This is a genomic window from Bacillus sp. FSL K6-0138 (genome assembly GCF_037982765.1).
Taxonomy (GTDB): Bacteria; Bacillota; Bacilli; order Bacillales; family Bacillaceae; genus Bacillus; species Bacillus glycinifermentans.
Map to the genome: position 1 here is coordinate 1,969,402 of NZ_CP150286.1, position 25,848 is coordinate 1,995,249.

General features: G+C 47.0%; 32 protein-coding genes. 24 read left to right on the plus strand and 8 right to left on the minus strand.

The features are described from left to right. Window positions 1–32 precede the first annotated feature (32 nt). Both MHB78_RS10360 and MHB78_RS10365 read left to right on the plus strand, forming a co-directional pair. Window positions 33–356, plus strand: coding sequence for an iron-sulfur cluster biosynthesis family protein (locus MHB78_RS10360; protein WP_046129913.1), 324 nt, complete (start codon window positions 33–35; stop codon window positions 354–356). A gap of 13 nt (window positions 357–369) precedes the next feature. Next, window positions 370–609, plus strand: a complete 240-nt coding sequence (locus MHB78_RS10365; protein ID WP_046129782.1) for a DUF2552 family protein — start codon at window positions 370–372, stop codon at window positions 607–609. Between the two features lie 23 nt (window positions 610–632). Here MHB78_RS10365 and MHB78_RS10370 read toward each other — a convergent pair whose 3' ends face one another. Then, window positions 633–1,562 carry an alpha/beta hydrolase gene (locus MHB78_RS10370; protein ID WP_046129783.1) on the minus strand — a complete coding sequence of 310 codons (930 nt, stop codon included), beginning with the start codon at window positions 1,560–1,562 and terminating at the stop codon, window positions 633–635. 149 nt (window positions 1,563–1,711) lie between these two features. On the opposite strand from MHB78_RS10370, the gene MHB78_RS10375 reads away from it, so the two are divergent. Further along, window positions 1,712–1,960 carry a YqkE family protein gene (locus tag MHB78_RS10375; RefSeq protein ID WP_046129784.1) on the plus strand — a complete coding sequence of 83 codons (249 nt, stop codon included), beginning with the start codon at window positions 1,712–1,714 and terminating at the stop codon, window positions 1,958–1,960. A 111-nt stretch (window positions 1,961–2,071) separates the two neighbouring features. On the opposite strand, the gene MHB78_RS10380 is transcribed toward MHB78_RS10375, so the two are convergent. Then, on the minus strand, window positions 2,072–3,478 hold the full coding sequence (locus MHB78_RS10380; protein WP_065894573.1) for a right-handed parallel beta-helix repeat-containing protein: 1,407 nt from the start codon (window positions 3,476–3,478) through the stop codon (window positions 2,072–2,074). A 342-nt stretch (window positions 3,479–3,820) separates the two neighbouring features. On the opposite strand from MHB78_RS10380, the gene MHB78_RS10385 reads away from it, so the two are divergent. Together MHB78_RS10385 and MHB78_RS10390 are read left to right on the plus strand one after the other, a co-directional pair. After that, the gene (locus MHB78_RS10385; RefSeq protein WP_046129786.1) at window positions 3,821–5,209 is read left to right on the plus strand and encodes a PLP-dependent aminotransferase family protein; all 1,389 of its coding nucleotides are present in this window, start codon (window positions 3,821–3,823) and stop codon (window positions 5,207–5,209) included. A gap of 114 nt (window positions 5,210–5,323) precedes the next feature. Beyond that, window positions 5,324–6,616 carry an MFS transporter gene (locus tag MHB78_RS10390; protein WP_046129787.1) on the plus strand — a complete coding sequence of 431 codons (1,293 nt, stop codon included), beginning with the start codon at window positions 5,324–5,326 and terminating at the stop codon, window positions 6,614–6,616. Between the two features lie 399 nt (window positions 6,617–7,015). On the opposite strand, the gene MHB78_RS10395 is transcribed toward MHB78_RS10390, so the two are convergent. The 4 genes from MHB78_RS10395 to mciZ all read right to left on the minus strand — a co-directional run bounded on the left by MHB78_RS10395 (window position 7,016) and on the right by mciZ (window position 9,187). Continuing rightward, window positions 7,016–7,936, minus strand: coding sequence for an aldo/keto reductase (locus MHB78_RS10395; RefSeq protein ID WP_046129788.1), 921 nt, complete (start codon window positions 7,934–7,936; stop codon window positions 7,016–7,018). Between the two features lie 82 nt (window positions 7,937–8,018). Further along, the gene (locus MHB78_RS10400) at window positions 8,019–8,372 is read right to left on the minus strand and encodes a DoxX family protein (RefSeq protein ID WP_099047057.1); all 354 of its coding nucleotides are present in this window, start codon (window positions 8,370–8,372) and stop codon (window positions 8,019–8,021) included. 6 nt (window positions 8,373–8,378) lie between these two features. Further along, window positions 8,379–8,975, minus strand: coding sequence for a TetR/AcrR family transcriptional regulator (locus MHB78_RS10405; protein WP_046129789.1), 597 nt, complete (start codon window positions 8,973–8,975; stop codon window positions 8,379–8,381). Window positions 8,976–9,064: 89 nt separating this feature from the next. After that, complete coding sequence (gene mciZ / locus MHB78_RS10410; RefSeq protein WP_046129790.1) at window positions 9,065–9,187, minus strand: Z-ring formation inhibitor MciZ; 123 nt, start codon at window positions 9,185–9,187, stop codon at window positions 9,065–9,067. A gap of 76 nt (window positions 9,188–9,263) precedes the next feature. Between mciZ and MHB78_RS10415 the strand changes: the two genes are divergently transcribed. From MHB78_RS10415 to MHB78_RS10430, 4 genes are all read left to right on the plus strand, one after another. Beyond that, entirely contained in the window at window positions 9,264–9,821 is a 558-nt protein-coding gene (locus MHB78_RS10415) for an NUDIX hydrolase (protein WP_099047111.1), read from the plus strand. Beyond that, entirely contained in the window at window positions 9,818–10,984 is a 1,167-nt protein-coding gene (locus MHB78_RS10420; RefSeq protein WP_065894572.1) for a TIGR00375 family protein, read from the plus strand. Before MHB78_RS10415 ends, MHB78_RS10420 begins: the two co-directional genes overlap by 4 nt. Before the next feature lie 4 nt (window positions 10,985–10,988). Then, window positions 10,989–11,453: a GNAT family N-acetyltransferase gene (locus MHB78_RS10425; RefSeq protein WP_046129792.1), complete on the plus strand. Its 465-nt coding sequence runs from the start codon at window positions 10,989–10,991 to the stop codon at window positions 11,451–11,453. Between the two features lie 93 nt (window positions 11,454–11,546). Continuing rightward, window positions 11,547–12,353: a TylF/MycF family methyltransferase gene (locus MHB78_RS10430; RefSeq protein WP_046129793.1), complete on the plus strand. Its 807-nt coding sequence runs from the start codon at window positions 11,547–11,549 to the stop codon at window positions 12,351–12,353. Between the two features lie 54 nt (window positions 12,354–12,407). On the opposite strand, the gene MHB78_RS10435 is transcribed toward MHB78_RS10430, so the two are convergent. Together MHB78_RS10435 and MHB78_RS10440 are read right to left on the minus strand one after the other, a co-directional pair. Then, a complete protein-coding gene (locus MHB78_RS10435; RefSeq protein WP_046129794.1) occupies window positions 12,408–12,968 on the minus strand; it encodes a GNAT family N-acetyltransferase in 561 nt (186 codons plus the stop codon). A gap of 92 nt (window positions 12,969–13,060) precedes the next feature. Further along, window positions 13,061–14,518 (minus strand): NCS1 family nucleobase:cation symporter-1, encoded by a 1,458-nt coding sequence (locus tag MHB78_RS10440; protein ID WP_046129795.1) that lies wholly within the window; start codon window positions 14,516–14,518, stop codon window positions 13,061–13,063. Between the two features lie 260 nt (window positions 14,519–14,778). Between MHB78_RS10440 and MHB78_RS10445 the strand changes: the two genes are divergently transcribed. The 15 genes from MHB78_RS10445 (at window position 14,779) to spoVAC (ending at window position 25,848) form a co-directional block, all read left to right on the plus strand. After that, the gene (locus MHB78_RS10445) at window positions 14,779–15,078 is read left to right on the plus strand and encodes a PTS sugar transporter subunit IIB (RefSeq protein ID WP_046129916.1); all 300 of its coding nucleotides are present in this window, start codon (window positions 14,779–14,781) and stop codon (window positions 15,076–15,078) included. 27 nt (window positions 15,079–15,105) lie between these two features. After that, window positions 15,106–16,416: a PTS sugar transporter subunit IIC gene (locus MHB78_RS10450; RefSeq protein WP_046129917.1), complete on the plus strand. Its 1,311-nt coding sequence runs from the start codon at window positions 15,106–15,108 to the stop codon at window positions 16,414–16,416. 131 nt (window positions 16,417–16,547) lie between these two features. Further along, window positions 16,548–17,204, plus strand: coding sequence for a stage II sporulation protein M (gene spoIIM, locus MHB78_RS10455; RefSeq protein ID WP_046129796.1), 657 nt, complete (start codon window positions 16,548–16,550; stop codon window positions 17,202–17,204). A 118-nt stretch (window positions 17,205–17,322) separates the two neighbouring features. Continuing rightward, window positions 17,323–17,772, plus strand: coding sequence for a Fur family transcriptional regulator (locus MHB78_RS10460; RefSeq protein ID WP_046129797.1), 450 nt, complete (start codon window positions 17,323–17,325; stop codon window positions 17,770–17,772). Window positions 17,773–17,896: 124 nt separating this feature from the next. Next, complete coding sequence (locus tag MHB78_RS10465) at window positions 17,897–18,121, plus strand: YqzK family protein (RefSeq protein ID WP_046129798.1); 225 nt, start codon at window positions 17,897–17,899, stop codon at window positions 18,119–18,121. A gap of 6 nt (window positions 18,122–18,127) precedes the next feature. Then, entirely contained in the window at window positions 18,128–19,018 is an 891-nt protein-coding gene (gene xerD / locus MHB78_RS10470; protein WP_046129799.1) for a site-specific tyrosine recombinase XerD, read from the plus strand. 188 nt (window positions 19,019–19,206) lie between these two features. After that, window positions 19,207–20,391 carry a phosphopentomutase gene (gene deoB, locus MHB78_RS10475; RefSeq protein WP_046129800.1) on the plus strand — a complete coding sequence of 395 codons (1,185 nt, stop codon included), beginning with the start codon at window positions 19,207–19,209 and terminating at the stop codon, window positions 20,389–20,391. Window positions 20,392–20,411: 20 nt separating this feature from the next. Continuing rightward, complete coding sequence (locus tag MHB78_RS10480) at window positions 20,412–21,227, plus strand: purine-nucleoside phosphorylase (RefSeq protein ID WP_046129918.1); 816 nt, start codon at window positions 20,412–20,414, stop codon at window positions 21,225–21,227. 148 nt (window positions 21,228–21,375) lie between these two features. Next, a complete protein-coding gene (locus tag MHB78_RS10485) occupies window positions 21,376–22,548 on the plus strand; it encodes a D-alanyl-D-alanine carboxypeptidase family protein (RefSeq protein ID WP_046129801.1) in 1,173 nt (390 codons plus the stop codon). Window positions 22,549–22,641: 93 nt separating this feature from the next. After that, window positions 22,642–22,995 (plus strand): anti-sigma F factor antagonist, encoded by a 354-nt coding sequence (gene spoIIAA, locus MHB78_RS10490; protein WP_046129802.1) that lies wholly within the window; start codon window positions 22,642–22,644, stop codon window positions 22,993–22,995. Then, the gene (gene spoIIAB, locus MHB78_RS10495) at window positions 22,992–23,432 is read left to right on the plus strand and encodes an anti-sigma F factor (RefSeq protein ID WP_046129803.1); all 441 of its coding nucleotides are present in this window, start codon (window positions 22,992–22,994) and stop codon (window positions 23,430–23,432) included. The genes spoIIAA and spoIIAB overlap by 4 nt, the downstream gene beginning before the upstream one ends. A gap of 12 nt (window positions 23,433–23,444) precedes the next feature. Beyond that, complete coding sequence (sigF, locus tag MHB78_RS10500) at window positions 23,445–24,209, plus strand: RNA polymerase sporulation sigma factor SigF (protein WP_046129804.1); 765 nt, start codon at window positions 23,445–23,447, stop codon at window positions 24,207–24,209. A gap of 143 nt (window positions 24,210–24,352) precedes the next feature. Further along, on the plus strand, window positions 24,353–24,973 hold the full coding sequence (locus tag MHB78_RS10505; protein ID WP_046129805.1) for a stage V sporulation protein AA: 621 nt from the start codon (window positions 24,353–24,355) through the stop codon (window positions 24,971–24,973). Continuing rightward, window positions 24,963–25,385, plus strand: a complete 423-nt coding sequence (locus MHB78_RS10510) for a stage V sporulation protein AB (RefSeq protein WP_046129806.1) — start codon at window positions 24,963–24,965, stop codon at window positions 25,383–25,385. The genes MHB78_RS10505 and MHB78_RS10510 overlap by 11 nt, the downstream gene beginning before the upstream one ends. 13 nt (window positions 25,386–25,398) lie before the next feature. Continuing rightward, a complete protein-coding gene (gene spoVAC, locus MHB78_RS10515) occupies window positions 25,399–25,848 on the plus strand; it encodes a stage V sporulation protein AC (RefSeq protein WP_046129807.1) in 450 nt (149 codons plus the stop codon).

The window sequence follows — 25,848 nt, forward strand, 5'->3', positions numbered from 1 at the left end:
CCGTAAATGAAACAAAAGAAGGATATGATATCATGCAGCTTCATATAACTGAACAGGCGAAACAAGCCATTCATCGAGCCAAAGCGGCTAATCCCGATAAAAAAATTCAGCTCCGCTATGACATCGATGGCTGCGGGTGCGCAGTCAACGGGGTTCCCGTCATTTGGCTGACGGATGAATTGACAGGGGAATGCGAGCTTTTGGAGACAAACGGCGTTCCGGTGTATATCCAGTCGTCGCAAAAAGTTTTCTTTGATGATGCGATGACGATCGATTATCATGAGAAAGCGGGAACGCTGATGCTGAAAAGTCCGGCACAGGTGCTTTCTCCGAGAATGGGCATATTAGTGAAATAGGGTGGCGTTTTTTTTGAATCAAAAGATGAAATCGTTAAAACAAACCGCTCAAAACAAAACGTGGGTGTCGTTTCTTCACCAGAATCATCCGTACAGCCTTCTTCATTGGTCGATCGGAGGAACGGAAACCGTCCAGAAGGATGTGTGGCTTCTCCAGGATGAAATGACGTTTGAAACGAAGGAATTCGACAAGCTTGAGTCGGCCATTTCCTGGATCGGCGAGAATATGAGCGACATTACGGATGTTTTGTAGCGCAGGAAAGGCGAACGGGCTTGCTATCCCAGTTCGCCTTTTTTATACGCGTCCGGTGCCGCTTCCTGAAGAAATTCCCGCACCGTTTGTTTGTAGTCGTCCCGGTTTTGTGAATAACTCATCGCATGTGCGCCTTTTTCCGCGATGTACAGCTTTTTCTTTCCTCTTTTTTTCTCATAGAGCAATTCGCTTGACTGTGCCGGTATATAATCGTCGTCTTTGCTGTGGATGAATAAAACGGGCTTTTCGACCCGGTCGATGACGGCCATAGGAGAGACATCTTTGATGCGATAGCCGTCCCGGAATTTCAAAAAGACGTCGGCAAGCGGCAAGATAAACCCCGGAAGGCGGAAATCTTCCTTCAGCCGGTAAATCAGCTGGTCTTCAAACGTGGCAAACGGGCAGTCAGCCACATAAAAATCGGCGCGGGCATCGGCCATTCCCGCGTACAGAAGCGTTGTCACGGCACCCATTGATTCGCCGTGAATGCCGATGACGGCCTCATCTCCATTCCGTTTCCTCAGCCAATTGACGACCGTTTTTAAATCTTCTTTTTCATAATAACCATAGCTCGTCGTTTTCCCGCCGCTCATCCCGTGTCTTCTGTGGTCGTAGATAAGGGCGTTCCAGCCGAGTTCCAAAAACAGATTCATATATTTAACCGAATTCAAAAGATTCATGGTCACCCCATGGCAAATAATGACGGTATGCTTCGTCTTGTTCGGATGGACATAGTACCCTTTAATCTCGTAGCCGAATGGTGAGGAAAGGGTAACCTCTTCTTTCGGAAGGGCTTGAAACGCCTCTTCGGCATAATGTCCTTCCGCCGTTTCCCGCTCGATAATGAATTGATCGGTCCGTTTTTTAATATACATGATCTGATTCGTAAAAAATATTCCGAGTGCAGCAAGAAATAGCAGCACCGCTCCGAGAGCAGCAAGCCAAATGAACATCCCTGGTTTACTTCCTTTCCTTAAAATGAAGCTTCTGTCGTCTATCTTAGCACATCAAAAGTGAAAATGCCCAAGCTTTAGGCGCTGATGTACAAGTGTTCTGCTTGAGAAAATCCGTTTCTTCCTGATACACTAACATCACAAACCGGATGAACGGAGGGAATGGCGTGGGAAAGAAAAAACATGAAACATCAGATAAACAGCAGCTGAAGGACGCGCTCGCCGATGATTTAAAGCAAAAGCTTCAGCAAATGAAAACAGAGCTAAAGGAAGAAGGCGAAAAGAGACAAGCGAGTGAGAGGGAACGCCTCATCAAGCAGCGGAAAGAAAAGGAGAAAAACAAGAGCTTCGAGGAGCTGCTGAATGAGAGCGCGCTCGACTGGAGGCAGTATAAGTAAAACACCAGGCCGGCCTTGTCGCGGCGTTGGAGCTTTTCGATCAATTGGTGTAAAGAAAAAACAGCGTTCTCCGTTAACCGGAATAGAACGCTGTTTTTTACAACATGTGCTTTACTCAATGACGGATCGAGCCGGTGAATCCGGATCTAACGTAAAATCATAAGACTCTTCGTCGCGATACATCGGATCGGCATAAATAGAGCCAAGATCATTGCCGGTTGTCTTTTGATATGAGGAAAATGAGTCGTACTCCTTCTTTTTCCACATCCATAATCCGTCTTCTCCAGCTTCTTTATGATAAACGTTATGGTTGACCGTATTTCCTTCATTTGTCGAAAATTCGTTTACGATAAATAATCGCGAATCGCCGGCCGTTACGATATTCTTTTCAATTTTGTTGTTTTTTGTATCGTGCTGAAGCAGCAGCTGCCCGCCATACAGCCCTTTGGTGTCATTACGGTAAACAATATTGCGGGCGATGACAGAATTGACGGTGCCTCCACGGTTTTTGTCATATCCGCCGATTGAAATGCCGGTATAAGCGTTCTGATACACCTTGTTGCCGGTTATGTGAATATCCTCGGCGTATTTCCCTTTATGTTCAGACGTTGCTTCAATACCGAGATCGTTTTCGTAAACGGTATTGTTCTTAATTTCAATGCTTTTTCCTCCATCGACATATATTCCGCCCGCTGAGTAATCATCTCCATAAGCAGGATTTCCGTAAGTTGAGTTGCGGTAAACCGTATTATTTTCGATGACGCCGTTTCGCGCATAATCGTTTTGATCCGCAGTTCCTTCATAGCCGATAAGATCAATACCGATGTTGTTATTGTCACGGACCACATTGCCGCTGATCGTGAAACCGTCGATGTTTCCGTTCAGGACTACTGCTTCACTCGCTCCGAGCGTCAGTTTTTCAACCGTATTGCCTTGGATGCTGATGTCTTTCATACTGCCGGTTCCATAGACTGCAATTCCGTGGGCATTGCCTTCATCCGCCGTTGTCTTAATATCCCGGATATGGTTGTTCTTAATGGTAATATGACTGCTTGAGCCTGAAACGTAAATTCCCATGGCGGTTGCTTCTTCAGATGAAACAGAAAGATCCTGAATCGTCAGACCGCTGATTGTAACGTAATGTTTATTGTGAACGCGAACTAACGGTGTTTCGTATTTCGCGCCCGTAACAAAGTCTCCCTTAATCACGGCCTGTTCATTCTGATAGTTGCGGAACGTAATAGGTTTTCCCTCTGTACCGCTGTGCTTTATGTCAAGCGTTTCTTTGTACGTACCTTCCCGAATCAGCACGGTTGTGCCGGCAACAGCTTCTTTTGCGGCATGCGCCAATGTACGGAACGGCTTTTCTTTCGTTCCTTCATTTTGATCATTTCCATTTGGAGAAACATATAAGCAGTTTGCCGGTTCTTCTTCATTCGCCTGTGTCTTATCGAAAGCCGCGGCGATGATAATGCAAGTTAAAATGCCTGCCGACAAAATAAAATACCATACTCTCAAACTCAATTCTCCTTTCTATTTAAAATAGATTGCCAGCACAATTATAAATGATCCATATATGGAAAACCATCGCAAAAATGCGAAAGAATGCCGCGGTGCCATCCAAGCTTGGTCAATTGATGCTGCATATCGCTTTTGATGAACCCGCTCATATCCGAAGATGAATCCCAACGTGTTTTGAAGGAGGGGAGGAAACAAGCCGAACGCCTCAGCTTAGCTGTTTTCGAAAAATTAAAGTCAAAAGAATCGCTACTCTGACATTAGCTAAAGGCATAAAATATGAAAGTTAAATTGTTTTATAAACGACACAATCATATAATTGAGTGAAAAAGGATGCATATCATGCCGTTTAATTCTTTTGAAAACTATCCGATGAGCTGGAAGCCATCGATTGATAAAACTGAAAAGCCCATTTATAAAGCACTTGCAGGGAAATTGGAACAGGATATATTAGACGGAGTTTTATTACCTGGAACAAAACTTCCTCCACAGCGAGAACTGGCCGATTATTTGGATTTAAATGTAAGTACCATTTCGAAAGCGTTTAAAGTTTGCGAGTTAAAGGGCTTGCTAAGTGCAACTGTCGGAAGCGGCACCTTTGTATCGTATGATGCGTTATCGAATGCGTATTTACTTGAAGATACAAAGCCGAAGCATTTAATTGAAATGGGAGCAACACTACCAGATAATGCTTCTTACGAGCCGCTGCTACTCCAACTAAAAAGTATGGTGCAAGAGACTGATTATGAAAAATGGTTTAGTTATGGCCGGGCAGGCGAAAGCCTTTGGCAAAAGGATGCAGCTGTAAAGTTAATCCGAAGGGGTGGGTTTGAAACAGCCGTTGACCGCATTTTATTTGCAAACGGGGGGCAAAATGCGATTGCTGCTACATTGGCGAGTCTTTGTAAGCCTGGAGACCGCATTGGTGTTGACCATCATACGTACCCCGGCTTAAAAACCGTTGCAGCAATGCTTAGTGTGCAAATCGTACCGATAAAATCAGAGAATGATGAAATGAGTCCGGAGTCACTTGAATATGCGTGTAAAAATGAAAATATTAAAGGCATTTATTTGATCCCGGATTATCATAATCCGACAGCTTCCTTTATGTCTGTTGAGAATCGAAGGATGATTGCAGACATTGCAAAGAAATACAATCTGTTTGTTATTGAAGATGCATCGTACCATCTTCTGGGCAAAAATCCGCTTCCAGCACTTGCATCATTTGCGCCGGAACAGGTTATCCATATTGCAAGTTTATCTAAATCATTAGCACCGGGGTTGAGGCTAGCCTATGTGGCAGTGCCGGGTCAATTTAAAGAACCCATTTCGAAGGCGCTTTATAATTTAAATATAACAGTTTCCCCGCTGTTATCAGAACTTACAGCACGTACGATTGTATCGAATCAATTTGAAGTCTTAATTGAAGGTCATCGGGAACAAACCATTCGCAGAAACCAAATCGTAAATCGATATTTTGCGGAATATACATGTTTAGGTGTTGAAACGGGCATCTTTCGCTGGCTGTTGTTGCCAGGTAAAATGACAGGTGCTGAATTTGAAAAATTAGCTGCACAACATGGAGTGCAAGTGTATGCGGCTGAACGCTTTGTGGTTGGAAATAGTCGTCCGGAAAGGGCTGTAAGGGTTTCTGTATGCGCACCAAAAACGCTCGAAGAGCTGGAGCGGGGATTAATGATCCTTACACGTTTGCTAAACGATCTTACCTAATATTGTTTGCCATACAATTATATTATTGTATGGTTTTTTTGCGCGTGTTACGATGATCCAAATCAAGTTGGAGGATTAGATATAGAAATAGGTTTTCGAAAGGCGGGTCAGAATATGTTACAAAAGGATAGTGTAAAATCATTAGACTTCCAAACAGCTTCGTTACAAAGCTACATTCGTTCTCCTGAAAAACAAAAAACGTTATACAAGCGTACATTATTCATTGTAAGTATTTCGCAAATTTTTGGCGGTGCAGGATTAGCAGCTGGCGTTACTGTCGGTGCCCTTATTGCACAGCAAATGCTTGGTACAGATGCATTTGCCGGTGTACCTTCTGCTTTATTTACTTTAGGGTCGGCAGGAGCTGCATTATTTGTTGGGAGACTTTCTCAACGTTATGGCCGTCGAACAGGTCTATCAGCCGGTTTTATGATTGGCGGTCTTGGAGCAATAGGAGTCATCATTGCAGCACTAATAAACAGTGTTTTTCTGTTATTTGCTTCATTGCTTATTTATGGTGCAGGAACAGCGACAAATTTACAAGCTCGTTATGCAGGTACGGACTTGGCAAATCCTAAACAGCGGGCGACTGCTGTTAGTATTACGATGGTGTTTACAACATTTGGTGCAGTTGCAGGTCCGAATTTAGTCAATGTGATGGGTAATTTCGCTCTTTCTATTGGTGTTCCATCACTTGCCGGTCCTTTCATTTTAGCAGCAGCATATATCCTGGCAGGTGTTGTCCTTTTCATCATGCTTCGTCCAGATCCATTGGTTATAGCAAGATCTATAGAAGCGACCAGCCAAGAACCCAGCGGTAAACGACATTCAGCAACAACTGAACATACAGCAAACAAAAGAGGCATAATCGTCGGTGCAACGATTATGGTTCTTACTCAAATTGTAATGGTGGCTATTATGACAATGACACCGGTTCATATGAGGCATCATGGACATGGCTTGGGTGCAGTAGGTCTAGTTATTGGTTTTCACATAGGCGCCATGTATCTTCCTTCACTGGTTACAGGTGTCCTTGTTGATAAGCTGGGGCGTACAGCGATGGCTGTTGCGTCTGGAACTACGTTGCTTCTGGCAGGTTTAATATCAGCATTTGCATCAGGAGATTCTATGGTTCCTCTAGTAATTGCCCTTTCTTTACTTGGATTAGGATGGAATTTTGGTTTGATAAGCGGGACTGCACTTATTGTCGATTCAACAGAAACTTCCACACGGGCTAAAACTCAAGGTACAGTGGATGTTTTGATTGCGCTGTCAGGAGCTGCCGGCGGAGCATTGTCTGGAATGATTGTGGCAGGCTCAAGCTATCCAGCATTATCATTTGCTGGAGGGATTTTATCCTTATTCCTGATTCCAGTGGTGATATGGTCTCATGGTGGTAAAAAATAAGCCGGATTGTAGAAGGAAAACTCACCGTCCTTGATCCGTGTGGCGCCCGGCGAAGCCATGACGGAACGCTTTCAGTCCCGAAGACGTTCTCATCTGATTAGTATGCGCCTTTTTCGCTTCGCCGGCCTAAAATAGGTCATCCTTACATTAGGATAGTTGATGGTGTCCTCGGCTATGTTAGAGATAACTTCAGATGAGATCGGGAAGAATGAGATTGAAGGCATAGTTACGAAGCGCGCCGATTCAAAATGCGGCAACGAATGATGAAAGAAATATATGGTGCCGTTTACGAACAATGCGATCCCACTCATGACGAGGGCCGCCAACATCAACAGGGAAATCCCGATTGCGAATGAAAGCATAAGCACCGTCTATAGGGGAGACGGTGCTTTCCGTTTGTTATTCGCGGTGGGCCGTATACACATCGCGTTTCGTGTAAAAACGAAGCGCTTTGATTTCCTGCTCCGTCAGCGGGCGAGCACTTGCGGCTTTGACGTTTTCCCTCAGCTGTTCGAGTTTGCTAGCCCCGGGGATCACCGCGCCGACAGCGGGCTGGGCGAGGATATATTTCATGGCGGTTTCGGTCGCGGTCAGATCCGGCGCCGTTTTTTCTATATCCGCTTTTGTTTTGACAAGCTCCTCATACGAATAGGATAAATAGCCGTTACTCTTTATATCGGCGTTTGCCTCGGAGACGGGCTTTTCCGTGAGGAGTCCTTTAGCCAGCGGTCCTCTTGCAATCACGCTGATTCCGTTTTCTTCAAGGATAGGAAGCCATTCCTCAGGGCGGCGGTCCAATAAGCTGTACTGCATCATGACGGTGATGATGCTTGATTTTTTGACATATTCCTTAATGACATTCGGGCGTATAGAAGAGATTCCATAATAACGGATGACGCCTTCCTCTTTTAATTCTTCGAAGGCTTCGATCGTTTCATCGATATTGTCTTCGATCGTTCCCCCGTGAAGCTGATAAAGGTCGATGTAATCCGTTTGCAGACGCTTTAAGCTGCGTTTGACCGCTTCCTTTATGTAAGCTTTTGAAGGGTCCCAAAACCAGCCCGGCTTTCCTTCCTTCCAGCGGTTTCCCGCTTTTGTGGCGAGGATGACGTCTTTGCGCCTCGACTTGATGGCTTCCCCGACGATTTCTTCGTTAAGCCCAAAATCGTATAAATCGGCAGTATCCAAATAATTGATGCCAAGCTCAAGCGCTTCATCCAAAATGGATAAGGCGCGCTGTTTTTCCGTGCCGAGAGACATACAGCCGAGGCCGACTTCGCTCACTTTTAAATCAGATTGTCCAAGCGTCCGTTTTTTCATCGCGCTTCACTCCTTTCTTCCTTCTACCTGAACGTAATATAAAGGAGCGAAGTTTTCAACTAATCGGCACTTGAAACAATCGTTAAAAGCCTGCATTCAGCTCAAGCAACACGATGATGACGGAGGCAATGGAACAAATCGCCGCAGGAATCGCCGTGAAAACAGATTGACGGGCCCGGAAAATGTGCGCATGGATCGCTCCCATCATAAGCAAGAAGAACAATATCCCTGCTGCGACAGCTAAATTCGGGTTCCATATTCCCCATGCCATTATAAGCGCCCCGGCGATTTCGAGACAGCCGGTAACCGTAAGAAACCATAATGGGTATTGATAATGGCGCCAATGTTCTACTTGAAAGGGGACATGCAAAATCTTTATCACGCCTCCGGTGAACATAAAAGCTGCCAAACAGGCTTTCATCACAATCGGTATCACTTTACCTCACTCTGAAGCTTGCCCAGGCCGCATTCCTTGCATCAAAAGATCGACAACCTGCATTGCAAGACTTGCCGGATCTCTCGTCCCGGGAAGCAAATAAGAATCTGTCAGATGTTCAATCATGCCGATCAAACATTCGGCAACCGTTTCCATGTCCAGCTCGGGGCGAAAGTAGCCGAGCTGTTGTTCCGCTTCCAAGTTCTCTTTCAAAGCCATCGCCAAATCGCTCTTCACCTTTTTAGCGTCTGGATTGAGAAAAAAGCCGATCCGGGTTAAATCCGGGTCTGCAGCAAGGAACGCGAAAACGGTTTCCACCGCAGTCAAAACCCGTTGTGACACATCTTCTTGGTTTATTCCTTGTTCCAGGCGGAATGACTTTGTCAGCTTTTTCAAATGAGAGTGGAAGTCGGTTATTAACTCCCCGAAGATGGCATCTTTACTTTGAAAATAAAGATAGAAGGAGGGCTGCGTCAGTCCGGCTCTTTTCACAATTGTACTGACCTTGGTGTCGTGAAATCCGTGAAGCGAAAATTCATTCGCGGCTGCTTTAAGCAAACGTTTCCGGCTCTCCTGTCCTTTGCGTCCTTTTCCGGATTTCAAAATAGAATCCCCCCAAAAAAATAATACTCGCAAGTAATGTTACTCACGAGTATTATTTCATATCGCCCAAATGTTTGTCAAAGCCCGGCCTAAGGGGAAATGACCCAATCCTTCACATATCGATAAAACCGGCCGTATTCCTTCAGTTTGGCGCGGATTTCCCACGCTTTTCCGGACATCACGATTCCGTTCGGCAGGCGATAGACCTTCATGGCGCCACCTCCCTTGATGGTGTATGATAAAATGTATGGGATAAAGAGCAGCAACAGAACGTAGGAGATGATCAAACTGAAACATTTAGAGGAAACAACCATTTCAAAAGAAAAGCTTTTTTCAGGCAAGGTAATCGATCTTTATCTTGAAGATGTCGAACTGCCGAACGGCAAAACGGGCAAGCGGGAAATCGTAAAGCATCCGGGGGCCGTGGCAGTTTTGGCGCTGACGGATGACGGAAACATCATCTTCGTCAAACAGTACAGAAAAGCGCTCGAACGGACGATTGTTGAAATCCCCGCCGGGAAGCTCGAAAAAGGCGAAAAGCCTGAATATACCGCCCTCAGAGAGCTTGAGGAAGAAACGGGATACACGGCGGCGAAACTAGAGAAAATCACTGCTTTTTATACATCTCCCGGGTTTGCGGACGAATTGGTCCATCTGTATTTTGCCGAACAGCTGACCCGTCTTGAAGAAAAACGGGAGCTTGACGAAGACGAATTTGTCGAAGTGATGGAGGTGCCGCTTGCCGACGCGCGGAAGCTTGTGGAAAGCCGGGATATTTACGATGCGAAAACGGCTTATGCCATTCAGTATTTAGAGCTGCGCGAAGCGCTGCAGGCGAAGAAATGAAAGAAATATTCGCAGACATGCATATTCATATCGGGCAGACCGAATCAGGCCGGCCGGTTAAAATCACGGCGGCCAGATCGCTTACCCTTGACGAGATTTTGATAGAAGCAAGCGAACATAAAGGAATGGGGCTGATCGGCATTATTGACTGCCACTCGCCGGAAGTGCTGGCCGAAATCGAAAAAGGGGTGGCAAGCGGCCGTTATACGGAACTTGCCGACGGCGGCATCCAATATAAAGAAACCGTGCTGCTTTGCGGGGCGGAAATTGAGATTTATGACGAGAAGTGCCGCGGTCCGATTCACGTTTTGGCATTCATGCCGACGATCGAAAAAATGAAGCGCTTTTCCGAATGGCTTTCAAAAAGAGTGACGAACATTCATCTCAGCTCACAGCGCATCTATGAGACAGGGCTCCGCCTTCAGCAAACGGTAAAAGAACTCGGCGGCTTATTCATCCCCGCCCATATTTTTACCCCCCATAAAAGTTTGTACGGAAAAGGAGTCAAGTCGTCTCTGAAAGAGGTATTTGATGAATGTCTGATTGATGCGGTCGAGCTCGGGCTGAGCAGCGATACGCACATGGCGTCGCACGTATCAGAGCTGAACGCCTATTGTTTCCTGACCAATTCAGATGCCCATTCGCTCGGAAAAATCGGCAGGGAGTACAACAAGCTGAAGATGAAGCACGCGAGTTTTAAAGAATTTTCGCTGGCGTTAAAGGGCGAAGAGGGCCGCTCAGTTGCCGCAAACTACGGGATGAATCCTGAGCTCGGAAAATATTACCAAACTGCCTGCGAATCTTGCGGCCTCCTGAAAGAGGCGGATGAGAAGACGTGCAAAGGGTGCGGCAGCGCAAAATTTACAAAAGGAGTCAAAACGCGCCTTGAGGAGCTTTATGATCAGGACGAAAGCCCGGTCAAGCGGCCGCCGTACATCCACCAGGTGCCGCTTCAGATGATTCCCGGCATCGGTCCGAAAACGATCGAGAAGCTGAAGGAGGCCTTCGGAACCGAGATGAACATTCTTCATCATGTGGCCGAAGACGATCTTCTCGGCATGCTGCGTCCGCAGACGGCCAAGCTTCTGATCAAAGCGAGAAAGGGAGACATGGAGCTTGAGGCCGGAGGCGGCGGAACCTACGGAAAAGTAAAAAGGGGATAGCGAGATGGACTGGAAACTGAAATCGTTTGAGGAATTGTCGAAAGAAGAGCTGTATCAAATCGTAAAGCTCCGAATCGACGTTTTTATCGTCGAGCAAGACTGTCCTTACCACGAGCTTGATGATATGGATCAAAAGGCGCATCACTTGTATCTGGCCGAAGGAAGCGCGATTTTGGCTTATTGCAGACTGTTTCGGAGCGGCGAGGTTTATGATGAAGCATCGATCGGCCGCGTCATCGTCCGCAGCCGGGACAGGGGAAAAGGCCATGCAAAGGCCCTTCTGGACAAAGCCCTCAGCTTTTTGGAAAACGAATGGAAAGAAAAAGCGGTCAAAATTAAAGGTCAGGACTATTTGCGTTCATTCTACGGGTCGTTCGGGTTTAAGGAAGTATCGGAAGTCTATCTGGAAGACGGCATCCCTCACGTTGACATGGTCAAAAGCTTTTCCGGCGCCTCAAGGCAACAATGATTTTCCGTATTTTGGATGACGTCATCAGAACGCGTTTTTTGCCCCTGGCATAACATGTTAAGAACATGTTGAACACGAGGGGGCATAAATGGAATGGACCAGGCAAAGCAAATGTATCTCGAACTGTTAAAAAAAACGGTCTTATTCGAAATTTGGCAGGAGCATGAACGATATATTCCGATCGGTGTGCCTGTCCCCGAATCGCTGCAAAAAGAAACCGGATTAAACGATTTGAAAATCGTACGCTGCGTCGTCCCAAATCCGGAATTGCGGAGAACGGGAACAGATTGGCCGCCGATTGCACACAGCATGATCGGCCGGGTGCGGATGAATCACTTGCAAATGTGCATGGAGACGGTTTTACAAGAAAACATAGCGGGAGACTTTATTGAAACAGGCGTATGGCGGGGCGGAGCCTGCATTTTTATGAAAGGCTTTTTAAAAGTTCATGGAGAAGACGGCCGTACGGTATGGGTGGCCGATTCGTTCGAAGGCCTGCCGGCGCCGGATATCGAAAAATATCCCCAGGATACGGGGGACCGCCATCATGAGGTTGATTTTTTAAGGGTATCGCTGGAGGAAGTAAGGCGCAACTTTGAAAAATACGATCTGCTTGATGAAAACGTTCAATTTTTGAAAGGCTGGTTTAAAGATACGCTGCCTGAGGCGCCTATTGAGCGGCTCGCCATTTTACGGCTGGACGGCGATATGTATGAATCGACAATGGACAGTTTGGCCAATTTGTACGGAAAAGTATCAAAGGGCGGTTTTGTCATCATCGATGATTTCTCTCTAAAGGGCTGCCATGCTGCCGTGCTCGATTTCCTTAAAGAACAAGGCCTGGATGAATCGATCCTCGTTTCCATCGATCCTTATTCGGTATATTGGCGAAAACCATAATCAAACGACAAGAGGCTCAACAAAAAGTCGAGCCTTTTTTATATTGAAGATGATTTAGAATACGGCCGCATATAAACACGTATCTCTGTATTCGCTTCGGTCGTTCGACAGGTCATCGCTCCGCAGCACGGCCTCAAGCTCGAAACCGAGGCGCTCAGCCATTTTTCTGCTTTTCAGATTGAGGCTGTCGCAGCATATTTCCAGCCGCTTTGCTCCGAGATGGCGACGGGCAAAATCAATGAGTCCTTGAATTGCTTCTGTCATGTATCCTTGTCCCGCATGTGCGGTGCTGCACCAGTAGCCGATCTCAAACCTCCGGGCTTCCCAGTTCATGCGGTGAAGCCCTGTGCTTCCGACAAATCGGCCTGTTTCCCTATGAAAAATGTGCATCCTCAAGTCTTTGCGCAAAATAAAATCAGCCTGGGCACGCCTGATGTTGATTTCGACTTCGTCTTCTTTCGGTTCCTCTCTTGCAAACGGCATCCACGGTTTAAGCTCAGCTAAAGACGTTCGGATCGCGTCGCAAACGGCTTTGCCGTCACCGGCCTTCGGCGCTCTGACAAGCAGACGCCCGGTTTGAAAGCTGTCCGGAAAATCCAGCAAAATAGGATTCACAGGGGATCCCTCCGTATTGATTTTCGCCTATTATCCTATAAACATATAAAAAAGTAAATTCAAAACGGAGAGCTCGTCCCGCAGCCGCATGTTTACATCTTGCCGCCGACAGCGTATTCGGCCGTTTCGGTGTGCACCGCCAGAGGCGGGGGAAGGCGCATTAGGATGATATATGTTCCAAATGCAAGAATTACCCCCGTGAACCAGGATATATCGTAGAACGGCTTTAACGTGGGAATACAGCTCCCGATTAAAGACATAAACGCCCCGAGCGCGACAGCGGCGAAAGCCCGGTAGTTGTAGCCTTTGTAATACATATACCGCCCGCTTGCGGAATACAGCTCGTCGACGTGGATCGTGCATTTTCGAATCACGAAATAATCGGCAATCATTACACCCGCGACAGGACCCAAAATACCGCCTATGGTGCCGAGAAACGAGAACACGCTTGCTTCGTTTTCCATCAGCTTCCACGGAAACGTAAACAGGGCCAAAGCGGCGGTGATATAGCTGCCCCGCTTAAAATCGATATACTTTGGTAAAAAATTGGCCAAATCATAAGCGGGAGAGACGATGTTTGCCGCCACATTCACCGAAACCGCCGCGATGCAAAGCGTAATGACGGAAAGGGCGATGACATACGGATTGTCAAAATGGGCCAGAATATCGACGACATCCCACAGCGGTTTTCCGAAGGCGACCTGTGAACCCGAGGTTACGGTAATGCTGGCGAATGCGAATAGCACAAACGTTCCGGGCAAGCCGAAAAACTGCCCCTTGATCTGTTCTTTTTGGGAGGTTGCGAATCTTGTAAAGTCGGGAATATTCAAGATCAGCGTCGCCCAAATTCCGATAATTCCCGTCACCCCGGCGAGGAAAGGCCATATTAATTCGCTGAACGTTCGAAATTTTCCAGGCTGCGAATAAATGGGGCCGAGCCCGCCCGCAATATCGACCGCCCACCAAACCATGCCTCCGAATACGAGGTAGACCAGGGGTCCTGCCCAAACTTCAAATTTTTTGATCGATTCCATTCCATGATGCAGCACAAGCAGATGAATCCCCCAAAAGAAAATAAATGACAAAAGCCCTGACAGATGAAGTCCCAACAGATTCCAATCTCCGCCTATGTCTTTCCAGCCGCCCCATATATTCAGCATTAGGATGTTAATCGCCGTACTTCCGGCAAACGCTTGAATGCCGAACCACATAATGGCTACAAAACCGCGGAGCAGCGCGGGAATATTCGCGCCGTAAATGCCGAAAGAAGATCTGATCAATACGGGGAAAGGCACGCCGTACTTTGCACCTGCGTGGCCGTTCAGGGCAAGGGCGGCATAGAGGACGAGAGAGGCCACGGCAATAATCCCCAATACCTGCCATGGAGACAGCCCGATCGAAATTAAACCGCCCACCGTGGCATATGTCGGAATGTTATGGATGCAGCCCATCCAAATCGACGCGAAATTGACGGCTTTCCATGTTCGTTCTTGTGGCTCTAACGGCAATAAATCTTTGTTGCTTAGCGCGTTTTCCTTGTTCATTGTCATCCCCCTGTTCTACATATTTCTATGAAATATAACGCAGTCACCTTAGAATGACATCGGATAAACTGAACAATTTTTCCGGGAGCGTTTATAGAGGCTGTCCAAAAATCATCAGAAGGTGTCCGAAAAATTTTTTGCTTTGCAAGAAACAGCCGCCCCTTTTGATCATAGGATAAAAGACCAGGTTACAAGTTCCCGAAAGAGAAATGAAAGCGTTTCCCATATCGGGCGCCCGGTAAAACAAAAGGAGGGATCGATTGCAAATGAAAAAAATCTTATTGGTCTGCGCAGCAGGCATGTCCACAAGCCTCTTAGTCAACAGAATGAAACAGCATGCTGAGCAGCTCGAAGAGGAAATTGAGATTACGGCACTGCCCGTTGCAGAAGCCGGGACGATGGCCGCCGAAGCCGACATCGTTCTGTTGGGCCCGCAGGTCCGCTATCAAAAATCTCAGGTTGAATCAATGGCCGGGGACGTTCCCGTAGCCGTGATCGATATGAGGGACTATGGAACCATGAATGGCGAAGCTGTACTGGAGAAAGCTTTGCAGCTGATCAAATAAAAGGAGGGGGTCATTTTGAGCGGATTTATGGAGAAATTTGAACGAACCGTTGAGCGATTCTTGGTTCCGATTGCGGCCAGGCTGAATTCACAGCGGCACATTTGTGCGATCAGAGACGCCTTTATTTTATGTTTTCCGATTATCATGGCAGGCTCAATCATCACGTTGCTCAATTTTGCGATTTTGTCTCCGGACGGTTTTATCGCCAACATTTTATTTCTCGACAAATTGTTTCCGAATTTAGCCGATTACCAGACGGTTTTTACGCCTGTTCTGCGGGGATCGCTTGACATCATGTCCGTTTTTGTCGTATTCCTTGTCGCACGCAATCTCGCCATTTCATTGCAAGCTGATGAGCTTCTTTCGGGGCTGACGGCAGTGTCATGCTACTTTATCATCTATCCGCCGTATCGGCTCATTGACAATGAAAGCCTTTTAACGATGAAATGGCTTGGCGCCCAAGGGCTGTTCGTCGCTTTAATCATCGGCATCATCGTCGGCGAAGTTTTCAGCAGACTCGCCAATTCGAAGCGCCTGCAAATTCATATGCCTCCGCAGGTGCCTCCGGCGGTCGCCAGAACGTTTAAAGTGCTGTTTCCGATAATTTTCATCACAATCGGTTTTGCGATCGTAAGCTTCGCTCTTACGTCCGTTGCGAAAAACGGGCTTCATGAACTCGTATATACATTGCTGCAGGCGCCTTTACGGGATATGGGGACCAACATTTTCACGGTTGTTTTTCTCGGCATTGTCGCCAATTTTCTGTGGCTCTTCGGCATTCATGGACCGAATACGATTGCGGCGATCAGAGAAACGATTTTTGCTGAAGCAAATCTCGAAAATCTTGCTTTTGCAGCTAAAACAGGATCTGCATGGGACGCTCCGTTTCCGGCGACATGGGCGCTGAATGATGCGTTTGCCAACTACGGCGGCTCCGGGATGACGCTCGGCCTTTTGATTGCGATCTTTATCGCTTCAAAGCGAAAGGATTATAAAGACATCGGCAAGCTTTCGATCGGCCCGGGGCTGTTCAATATTAATGAACCCGTCATTTTCGGCCTGCCGGTTGTGTTAAATCCGATTTTTATGATTCCGTTCATCATCGTGCCGGCCGTCAATACGTCAGTCGGGTATTTGTTTATTAGTTTTAAGATCATTCCGCCGATCGCCTATTCCGTTCCGTGGACGACCCCGGGACCGCTGATTCCGTTTCTCGGAACGGGCGGGAACTGGGCCGCGCTTGCCGTCGGATTTCTCTGCCTCGCCATTTCAACGATCATTTACCTGCCGTTTGTAATGGCCGCTAATAAGACGGTGAAAACCGACGGCGGCGGGTAAGCGAACATCTGAAAACGGTTTTGGGAAGGCAGACGCTTTTTTGCCTTCCTTTTTTATATAAAAAAGTCATGCTGCTCTCTTTTCTCTCATACAATCTATTAAAATCAAAAGCGCGTCTGGGAGGAAGATACATGCGGAAGCACTCGATGAAAGAGCTTATATTTCAGCATATGAAAGACCATTTGTCGATCTATTTATTCGTCTCCGTATTATTTTTAATGGGTGTGATTTTCGGTGCGGTTATTGTCAACAGCATGACGATCAGCCAAAAGGAAGATTTGTTTTATTATTTGAACCAATTTTTTGGACAACTCTCACAAGGAAAAGCGGCAAGCTCGAAAGACATGTTTTTGCAGAGCCTTCTTCATAATATGAAGTATCTTGGATTGATGTGGATTCTCGGAATCTCGGTCATCGGCCTGCCCGTCATATTTATCATGGTCTTTTTAAAAGGGATCGTTGTCGGTTTTACGGTCGGTTTTTTAGTGAATCAAATGGGGATCAACGGTTTTTTCCTGTCGTTTGTCTCCGTGCTCCCGCAAAATCTTCTCCTGATCCCGGCATACTTGATCATGGGCACATGCGCCATCGCATTTTCCATGAGGCTTATCAGACAGCTGTTTGTGAAAAGGAGCCTTACGGAAGCGCCTGTTCACTGGTTTGGCAGATATGCTTTCGTACTCGTTTTGATTCTTGTCATGTCGGTTATATCGTCTTTTCTTGAAGCCTTCCTTTCGCCGCTGTTAATGGAGAAGGTGATCGATTTTATTCAGGTCAAATCGAATTAATTTATAATCATTATTAAAAAATATTCATTTTGTTTATCAATTTATAATAATTATAGTTGGCTCTCCGCGCTCGTTTTGTTATAATAAGCTAGGTAATGCGGCGTAGGAGGGAAAGTCAATGGAAACACGTATTGATCGAATCAAAAAACAATTGCATTCTTCCAGCTACAAACTCACCCCTCAGCGCGAGGCTACTGTAAGGGTGCTGCTTGAAAATGAGGAAGACCATTTAAGCGCAGAAGATGTATACCTCCTCGTAAAAGAGAAATCTCCTGAAATTGGTCTTGCGACAGTATATCGAACTCTTGAATTGTTAACCGAATTAAAAGTAGTGGATAAAATCAACTTTGGCGACGGCGTGTCAAGGTATGACCTTCGCAAGGAAGGAGCGGCCCACTTCCATCATCATCTTGTCTGCATGGAATGCGGGTCAGTCGTTGAAATCGAAGAAGATTTGCTTGAGGACGTTGAAGACATCATTGAAAAGGATTGGAAATTTAAAATAAAAGATCACAGGCTGACCTTTCACGGAATTTGCCACAACTGTCAGCAAAAAGAAGCCGAGTAAACCGGATGTGCGAGAACCCTTTCAATCTTTCCCGAACGGGTTCTTTTTTGATTCATACGTATAAAACTTGTCTCATTTGGCATATGTTTTAGTAATCGAATCGATAGAAGGGACCTGAAAAGGAATGAAAATGCTGAAAACGGCCGCTGACATGATCAAGGTGTTTGTGCTGTTTACCGGTTTTACCGTCTTGTTTTATTATGCTATGATATGGATAAATTCAGAGTATGAAAACTATCATCGGTACGATAAACCCGAAGGAGCCGCCCTCAAGGTCGCCTCGATGGACGGGGACGAACGGGACGGCTGGTTTAACCGGTTAATCTTTTTTTATTTAAACGGGGAGTAGGATAGCGTGAAAGTTCATATTAAAGATTTTATCCACTATGCCGTGGTAGAACGGGGGCTTTCCCATAATACGGTCGTGAGCTATGAACGGGATTTGAACAGCTATGCCGCTTTTTTGGAAGAAAAAGAGGGCTTGGGCTCCCTCAACGAAGTGACAAGGCTGCATATCATCCAGTTTTTAAAGCATTTGAAAGACTCCGGAAAATCCGGAAGGACGATCGCCAGACACCTGGCTTCCATCCGGGCATTTCATCAGTTTTTGCTGAGAGAAAAAGTGACGGCGCAGGATCCGTCCGTCCATATCGAATCGCAAAAAACGGAGCGGACGCTGCCGAAGGTGCTGTCATTGCAGGAAGTGGAAACCCTTCTTGAGACTCCGAAGCTTTCGACTCCGTTCGGCTATCGTGACAAAGCGATGCTGGAATTGCTTTATGCGACGGGAATCCGCGTCAGCGAGATGATCGAATTGAAGCTTGCCGATGTGCATTTGGCAATGGGATTCATCCGCTGCTTCGGAAAAGGAAGAAAAGAGCGGATTGTCCCGCTCGGCGAAACGGCTTCGCATGCGATCGGGGAATACCTCGAAAAGGCAAGGGGAAAACTTCTTAAGAAAAACACGGAAGACGCCCTGTTTCTGAACCATCACGGCAGACAGATGAGCCGGCAGGGATTTTGGAAAAACTTAAAGAAAATCGCTTTGGAAGCAGGGATTCAGAAGGAACTCACCCCTCATACGCTAAGGCATTCGTTTGCGACGCATCTGCTTGAAAACGGAGCGGATTTGCGGGCCGTCCAGGAAATGCTCGGACATGCCGACATTTCGACGACGCAGATTTATACCCATGTGACAAAGACAAGGCTGAAAGACGTCTATAAGCAATATCATCCCCGTGCATAGCCCCAAAAAGGCGAAGCGCGGTTTTTCATTTGCCTGAAACTTCAAAAATTGCGGGAAGTTTCTCACTATTTCCGTTCGTGTTGTCAACCGTTGTGTAAACGGTTTATACTTGACTAACAGCGGCATTTATTTCTAGCATGCGAAAACAGGTCAGCTTAAAGATCATATGAAAGAAGGAGGCCGTCAGAATGCCTGCATATCAATATAACCGCGTTTTTTTAATCGTCATGGACTCCGTCGGAATCGGCGAGGCACCGGACGCTGAAAAATTCAACGACAAAGGGGCGGATACCTTAGGCCACATCGCCGAACACATGGGAGGCATCAGCCTGCCGAACATGGCAAAGCTCGGGCTGAGCAACATCCGCCAGATCAAAGGAGTGCCGCGGGCTGAACAACCGCTCGCCTACTACGGAAAAATGAAGGAAGCCTCAAACGGAAAGGATACGATGACCGGTCATTGGGAAATCATGGGGCTGTACATAGATAAACCGTTCCGGGTATTCCCCGACGGTTTTCCGGACGAATTGATCCAGGAACTTGAAAAAAGGTCCGGAAGAAAAGTAATCGGAAACAAGCCGGCTTCAGGGACGGCGATTTTGGACGAACTGGGCGCCGAACATATGGAAACGGGGGCCTTGATCGTATATACCTCTGCTGATTCCGTTCTGCAGATCGCCGCTCACGAGGAAGTCGTTCCGCTTGAAGAGCTTTATCATATCTGCGAAATCGCACGCGAGCTGACGCTTGACGAAAAATATATGGTCGGCCGCGTTATCGCCCGTCCGTTCGTCGGAAAGCCCGGCGAGTTTAAGCGGACGCCGAACCGCCATGACTATGCGCTGAAGCCGTTTGACAGAACGGTGATGAATGAAATGAAGGATGACGGTTTTGACGTCATTGCGATCGGCAAAATCTCAGATATTTATGACGGCGAGGGAATCACGGAAGCGCTCAGAACCAAGTCGAATATGGACGGGATGGATAAGCTGATTCAGACGCTCGGCCAGGATTTCACCGGCATCAGTTTCGTCAACCTCGTCGACTTTGACGCGCTGTTCGGACACCGCCGCGATCCTGAAGGATACGGAAAAGCGCTTGAAGAGTTCGATGCGCGCCTTCCGGAAGTATTTGAAAAGATGCGTGAAGACGATCTATTGATTATCACCGCCGATCATGGGAACGATCCGATTCACCATGGCACGGACCATACGAGGGAATATGTTCCGCTGCTTGTATACAGCAAAAAGAACGAAAACGCGGCAGAGCTTCCGCTCGCTGATACGTTTGCGGATATCGGGGCAACGATCGCCGACAATTTCAAAACGAAAATGCCTAAGTACGGAAAAAGCTTTTTATCCCTGCTTAAATAGGAGGATACGACGTGAAACAGATGATTTCAAACGCTGCTCAATATATTAAAAGCAAGGCAAAACACGAACCGGCAGTCGGTCTGATATTGGGATCGGGACTCGGCGTGCTTGCCGATGAAATTGAAGATGCCGTCCGGATCAAATATGAGGATATTCCGGATTTTCCGGTTTCTACGGTTGAAGGACACGCAGGGCAGCTCGTCATCGGCGCGCTGAAAGGTGTGCCGGTCGTTGTGATGCAAGGGCGCTTTCATTTTTATGAAGGCTATCAACTCGATAAAGTCACGTTCCCGGTAAGGGTCATGAAGGAGCTGGGCATCGGCACGCTGATCGTGACGAACGCCGCTGGCGGTGTCAATGAATCGTTCCGTCCGGGTGACTTAATGATCATCTCCGATCACATCAACTATATGGGAACAAACCCGCTGATCGGTCCGAACGATTCAGCGCTCGGCGTCAGATTCCCGGATATGTCGCAAGCTTATGACAAAGAGCTTCGCCGCATGGCAAAGCAAACGGCCGAAGAATTGAACATCCCGGTTCAGGAAGGCGTATACACCGCGGTTTCCGGTCCGTCATATGAAACGCCTGCCGAGGTTCGTTTCCTCAGAACGATCGGTTCTGATGCCGTCGGAATGTCAACCGTTCCGGAAGTTATCGTGGCAAGGCATTCCGGCCTCCGCGTGCTCGGCATATCCTGCATTTCAAATGCAGCAGCCGGAATTTTGGACCAGCCGCTGTCTCATGACGAAGTCATGGAAGTAACCGAAAAAGTAAAATCAGACTTTTTGCGCCTCATCAAAGCCGCAGTCGCGAAAATCGGCGAGATAGCGTAACATAAGGTACACGTATGAAAGCCAATACATGTCCGAAGCCAGGACATGTATTGGCTTTTTTGTATAGGGAGAAATTTTTACCAATCATCCGTATAAATCCACCTCTATTGGAAAAAATAGAGAGGATTACGAAATGGAGGTCTGGGTGATGAAACGTCATTTATCCACATTGATGATTTTTACGATAATTCTTATGACAGCGCCGGCCGCATTTGCGGAAAAAAGCGATACGAAAACATCGGAGCTTGCCCATGAAGCGAAATCCGCCGTTTTGATCGAGCGGGACACCGGAAAGATCATGTATGACAAAAACAGCCATGAAAAGCTTCCTCCGGCCAGCATGACAAAGGTGATGACCATGCTTTTGATCATGGAAGCTCTTGATGAAGGAAAAATTAAAATGAAAGATAAGGTGAGAACGAGCGAATATGCCGCATCGATGGGAGGTTCGCAGATCTTTCTTGAACCCGGCGAAGAGATGACTGTCGAAGATATGCTGAAAGGCATCGCCATCGGTTCCGGAAACGATGCCTCTGTTGCGATGGCAGAGCATATCGCCGGATCTGAAGAGGAATTTGTAAAAAGGATGAACGAAAAGGCCGCAGAGCTCGGCCTCAAGGACACGTCTTTTAAAAATACGACAGGACTTCCTAAAGAAGGCCATTACAGCACAGCCTACGACATGGCCGTCATGGCGAAAGAGCTGTTGAAATACGATCAAGTCACGAAATTTACAGGAACGTACGAGGATTATTTAAGGGAAAACACCGATAAAAAGTTTTGGCTTGTCAATACAAACAGGCTGATCAAATTTTATCCGGGAGTCGACGGAGTTAAAACGGGATTCACAAATGAAGCGAAGTACTGTTTGACGGCCTCCGCGAAAAAAGGAAATATGCGTGTGATCGCCGTCGTCTTCGGCGCCAGTACCCCGAAAGAGCGAAATGCGCAGATCACCAAAATGCTCGATTATGCGTTCAGCCAATACGAAACCCATCCAATATACAAGCGGAATGAAGTCATATCCGAATTAAAGGTCAATAAGGGCAGCGAGCAGAAAATAAATCTCGTTACTTCAGAACCGATTTCCCTTTTGACGAAAAAAGGCGAAAACATCAAAGCCGTCAAGAAGGAAATCAAAAAGAAAACGGATATCCAGGCTCCTGTCAAAAAAGGGACAGAGCTCGGGACGCTCGTGCTGAAAAAGGATGGAAAGGTGCTGCATGAAAGCCCGCTCGTCGCTGAAAAAGACATGGACAAAGCGGGAATGTGGACATTGTTTAAGCGGACGATGACAAACTGGACGAAGTGGGATGAATAATGCCGAACGGTCACTAGTTTTGTCATGGTGAAGGAATTTAGAAAGCCTGAATCGAAACACTCATTATCCGATTTATATCAAGGAGGAATGAGGATGAGCCTCGGAATCGATTTTAACGTCAAAGAATCCGTGCTTTGTATTCGGTTGACAGGTGAACTCGACCACCATACAGCGGAAACCTTGCGAAACCAGGTGAGCGAACATATGGAACGATACGACATTCGTCATATCGTCTTAAATCTTGAAGAACTTTCATTTATGGACAGCTCAGGGCTCGGCGTCGTGCTGGGCCGGTATAAGGAAATTCAGCAGCTGGGCGGAGAAATGATCGTCTGCGCGATTTCCCCGGCCGTCAAGCGATTATTCGATATGTCAGGGCTGTTTAAAATCATCCGCCTTGAGCAATCCGAACAGCATGCGCTTCAAACACTGGGGGTGGCATCATGAAAAATGAGATGAACATCCAGTTTACAGCGCTCAGCCAAAATGAATCGTTTGCACGGGTAACGGTCGCTGCTTTTATCGCCCAGCTTGATCCGACGATGGATGAACTAACCGAAATTAAAACGGTTGTATCAGAAGCGGTCACAAACGCGATCATCCACGGATACGAAAACTCAGGCGAAGGAACCGTGTATATCTCTGTCACGCTGGAAGACCATATCGTCTATTTGACGATCCGCGATGAAGGAATCGGGATCACGGATCTTGAAGAAGCTCGCCAGCCGCTGTTCACGACGAAGCCGGAACTCGAAAGATCGGGGATGGGCTTTACGATCATGGAGAACTTCATGGATGATATCACGATCGATTCCTCGCCTGAAATGGGCACCACAATACACTTAACAAAGCACTTATCGAAAAGCAAAGCGCTTTGCAATTAAGGGAGATTTGTTATGGATGTGGAGGTTAAAAAAGAACTGAATACCCAGCTTAAAGACCATGAGGTAAAAGAACTGATTAAAAACAGCCAGAACGGCGATCAAAGAGCAAGAGACCTCCTCATAGAAAAAAACATGCGTCTTGTTTGGTCCGTCGTTCAGCGTTTTTTGAACAGAGGGTATGAGCCTGATGACCTCTTTCAAATCGGCTGTATCGGTCTTTTGAAATCGGTTGACAAATTCGACCTTTCCTATGATGTCCGGTTCTCCACCTATGCCGTCCCGATGATCATCGGCGAAATTCAAAGGTTCATCAGAGATGACGGAACGGTTAAGGTGAGCCGCTCGCTGAAGGAGCTCGGCAACAAAATCAGGAGGGCGAAAGACGAGCTCTCCAAGACGAACGGACGAATTCCGACCGTTCAGGAAATCGCCGAACATCTCGGGATCTCTTCCGAGGAGGTCGTACTGGCCCAGGAAGCCGTCCGTTCGCCTTCGTCCATTCATGAAACGGTATATGAAAACGACGGAGACCCGATTACGCTTCTCGACCAGATCGCCGACCAATCGGAGGACAAATGGTTCGATAAAATCGCTTTGAAAGAAGCGATCAAAGACCTGGACGAAAGGGAAAAGCTGATCGTCTACTTAAGGTATTACAAGGACAAGACGCAATCAGAAGTTGCCGACCGCCTTGGCATCTCCCAGGTTCAGGTATCCAGGCTCGAGAAAAAAATCTTAAAGCAAATCAAAAACCAGATGGATCACAATGACAGCTAAACAGGCAATCCCGGATACAAGCCGGCCCCCGCGATGGGCCGGCTTTTTTAGTGTGGTAATTTATGGTCATTCTTTCGGTGCTGAATGATAAATGAGATGAACCTCATACTACAACTATAACCATCATATAGGAAGTGACCCAGATGGAACGTCAAGTTTTTATCAGGCTCCGCCACCGTCTAGTGGCCGATCCGGATGAATTGATCAGGCTCGGAGATATCGCACAGGTGGCGGGCGACCGGCGCTGCAAAAAAAAGCTTGAACAGCTGCCTATATACAAGGTGAGCAAATCGGATCAAAACTTGGTGGTATTGGACATGATGAAGGTGATTGAAGCCATACATAAATCGTTTCCAGACCTTGATGTCCAAACCGTCGGCGGTGCCGAAACCATCGTGGAGGTTCAATATCCAAAACGGGGCCTGTCTCCCGTGCTTTTCATCGCTGTCTGGCTGCTTTTGTTCGTCGGTGCGGGTCTTACCGTGATGAATTTTCATGAAGATGTCAGCATGAGGGAAGTGCACATCCGGCTTTATGAAATGATAACGGGAAAAGAAAACCGCTACCCCTACCTTTTGCAGGTTCCATACAGCATTGGCCTGGGCCTCGGGATGATTTTGTTTTTTAACCACTTATTTAAAAAACGATTCAACGAAGAGCCCAGCCCCCTTGAAGTGGAGATGTTCAAATATCAGCTCGATTTGGACCAATATGTGGCCATGCACGAAAATAAAGAAACGACAAAGGATATCCATGATCATTAGCGTAATGATCATCTTTCTCGGTCTTGCGGGAGGTGTGGCAGTAGGTTCCGGTTTTGTCGCTTTTCTCACGGTGCTGGGCATCATTCCGAGGCTGATGCAGCTGACAAAAACGAGAGCGTATATCCAGGCATACGAATGGGCCGTCATTGTCGGCGCCGTTTTTGGAGGATGGGAGTCGCTTAATATGAACCGATTTTTTTTATCGAAATGGTTCATGATTCCGATCGGCCTCTTCGCGGGCTTGTTTATCGGAATGCTTGCGGCCGCTCTTACGGAAGTGCTGAACGTGCTGCCGATTTTGGTCAAACGGATCGGCATGGGGGACAGGATTTTAATTTTATTGATGGCCATTGTCTTCGGAAAGATTATCGGATCTTTATTTCAATGGCTGATCTTTGTTCATTTGTCATAAAAGGAGGATGTTCATGTCAAGCTTAAAAGATAATTATCAGTCTAAAGTGAAAACGTATCAGCCCACTCCGCCTTATGTGCTGAACTGTTTAAAAGCGTTTCTCGTCGGCGGGCTGATCTGCATGATCGGCCAGGCGTTCCAAAACTTTTACATGGCCGTTTTTCATTTTGATGAAAAAACAGCGGGAAATCCGACGGTCGCCACGCTTATTTTAATATCTGCCCTGTTAACAGGGCTCGGGGTTTACGACAGAATCGGGCAGTTCGCCGGCGCCGGTTCGGCCGTTCCGGTGACAGGATTTGCCAACAGTATGGCGAGCGCGGCGCTTGAACATAAAAGCGAAGGATATGTCCTCGGCGTCGGTACAAACATGTTTAAACTCGCCGGAAACGTGATCGTCTTCGGCGTTGTCGCAGCGTATATTGTCGGAATTATCCGCTACGCTTTTGACAAGCTGTTTTAG

Coding starts and splice junctions, on each gene's coding strand:
- MHB78_RS10450 (WP_046129917.1), top strand. CDS start 15,106: ATGGAGAAATTTGAACGAACCGTTGAGCGATTCTTGGTTCCGATTGCG.
- spoIIAA (WP_046129802.1), top strand. CDS start 22,642: ATGAGCCTCGGAATCGATTTTAACGTCAAAGAATCCGTGCTTTGTATT.
- MHB78_RS10445 (WP_046129916.1), top strand. CDS start 14,779: ATGAAAAAAATCTTATTGGTCTGCGCAGCAGGCATGTCCACAAGCCTC.
- spoIIAB (WP_046129803.1), top strand. CDS start 22,992: ATGAAAAATGAGATGAACATCCAGTTTACAGCGCTCAGCCAAAATGAA.
- MHB78_RS10375 (WP_046129784.1), top strand. CDS start 1,712: ATGAACGGAGGGAATGGCGTGGGAAAGAAAAAACATGAAACATCAGAT.
- MHB78_RS10485 (WP_046129801.1), top strand. CDS start 21,376: ATGAAACGTCATTTATCCACATTGATGATTTTTACGATAATTCTTATG.
- MHB78_RS10395 (WP_046129788.1), bottom strand. CDS start 7,936: ATGAAAAAACGGACGCTTGGACAATCTGATTTAAAAGTGAGCGAAGTC.
- deoB (WP_046129800.1), top strand. CDS start 19,207: ATGCCTGCATATCAATATAACCGCGTTTTTTTAATCGTCATGGACTCC.
- MHB78_RS10510 (WP_046129806.1), top strand. CDS start 24,963: ATGATCATTAGCGTAATGATCATCTTTCTCGGTCTTGCGGGAGGTGTG.
- MHB78_RS10390 (WP_046129787.1), top strand. CDS start 5,324: ATGTTACAAAAGGATAGTGTAAAATCATTAGACTTCCAAACAGCTTCG.
- spoIIM (WP_046129796.1), top strand. CDS start 16,548: ATGCGGAAGCACTCGATGAAAGAGCTTATATTTCAGCATATGAAAGAC.
- MHB78_RS10425 (WP_046129792.1), top strand. CDS start 10,989: ATGGACTGGAAACTGAAATCGTTTGAGGAATTGTCGAAAGAAGAGCTG.
- spoVAC (WP_046129807.1), top strand. CDS start 25,399: ATGTCAAGCTTAAAAGATAATTATCAGTCTAAAGTGAAAACGTATCAG.
- MHB78_RS10385 (WP_046129786.1), top strand. CDS start 3,821: ATGCCGTTTAATTCTTTTGAAAACTATCCGATGAGCTGGAAGCCATCG.
- MHB78_RS10370 (WP_046129783.1), bottom strand. CDS start 1,562: ATGTTCATTTGGCTTGCTGCTCTCGGAGCGGTGCTGCTATTTCTTGCT.
- MHB78_RS10440 (WP_046129795.1), bottom strand. CDS start 14,518: ATGACAATGAACAAGGAAAACGCGCTAAGCAACAAAGATTTATTGCCG.
- MHB78_RS10505 (WP_046129805.1), top strand. CDS start 24,353: ATGGAACGTCAAGTTTTTATCAGGCTCCGCCACCGTCTAGTGGCCGAT.
- mciZ (WP_046129790.1), bottom strand. CDS start 9,187: ATGAAGGTCTATCGCCTGCCGAACGGAATCGTGATGTCCGGAAAAGCG.
- sigF (WP_046129804.1), top strand. CDS start 23,445: ATGGATGTGGAGGTTAAAAAAGAACTGAATACCCAGCTTAAAGACCAT.
- MHB78_RS10480 (WP_046129918.1), top strand. CDS start 20,412: ATGATTTCAAACGCTGCTCAATATATTAAAAGCAAGGCAAAACACGAA.
- MHB78_RS10360 (WP_046129913.1), top strand. CDS start 33: ATGCAGCTTCATATAACTGAACAGGCGAAACAAGCCATTCATCGAGCC.
- MHB78_RS10465 (WP_046129798.1), top strand. CDS start 17,897: ATGAAAATGCTGAAAACGGCCGCTGACATGATCAAGGTGTTTGTGCTG.
- MHB78_RS10460 (WP_046129797.1), top strand. CDS start 17,323: ATGGAAACACGTATTGATCGAATCAAAAAACAATTGCATTCTTCCAGC.
- MHB78_RS10420 (WP_065894572.1), top strand. CDS start 9,818: ATGAAAGAAATATTCGCAGACATGCATATTCATATCGGGCAGACCGAA.
- MHB78_RS10430 (WP_046129793.1), top strand. CDS start 11,547: ATGGACCAGGCAAAGCAAATGTATCTCGAACTGTTAAAAAAAACGGTC.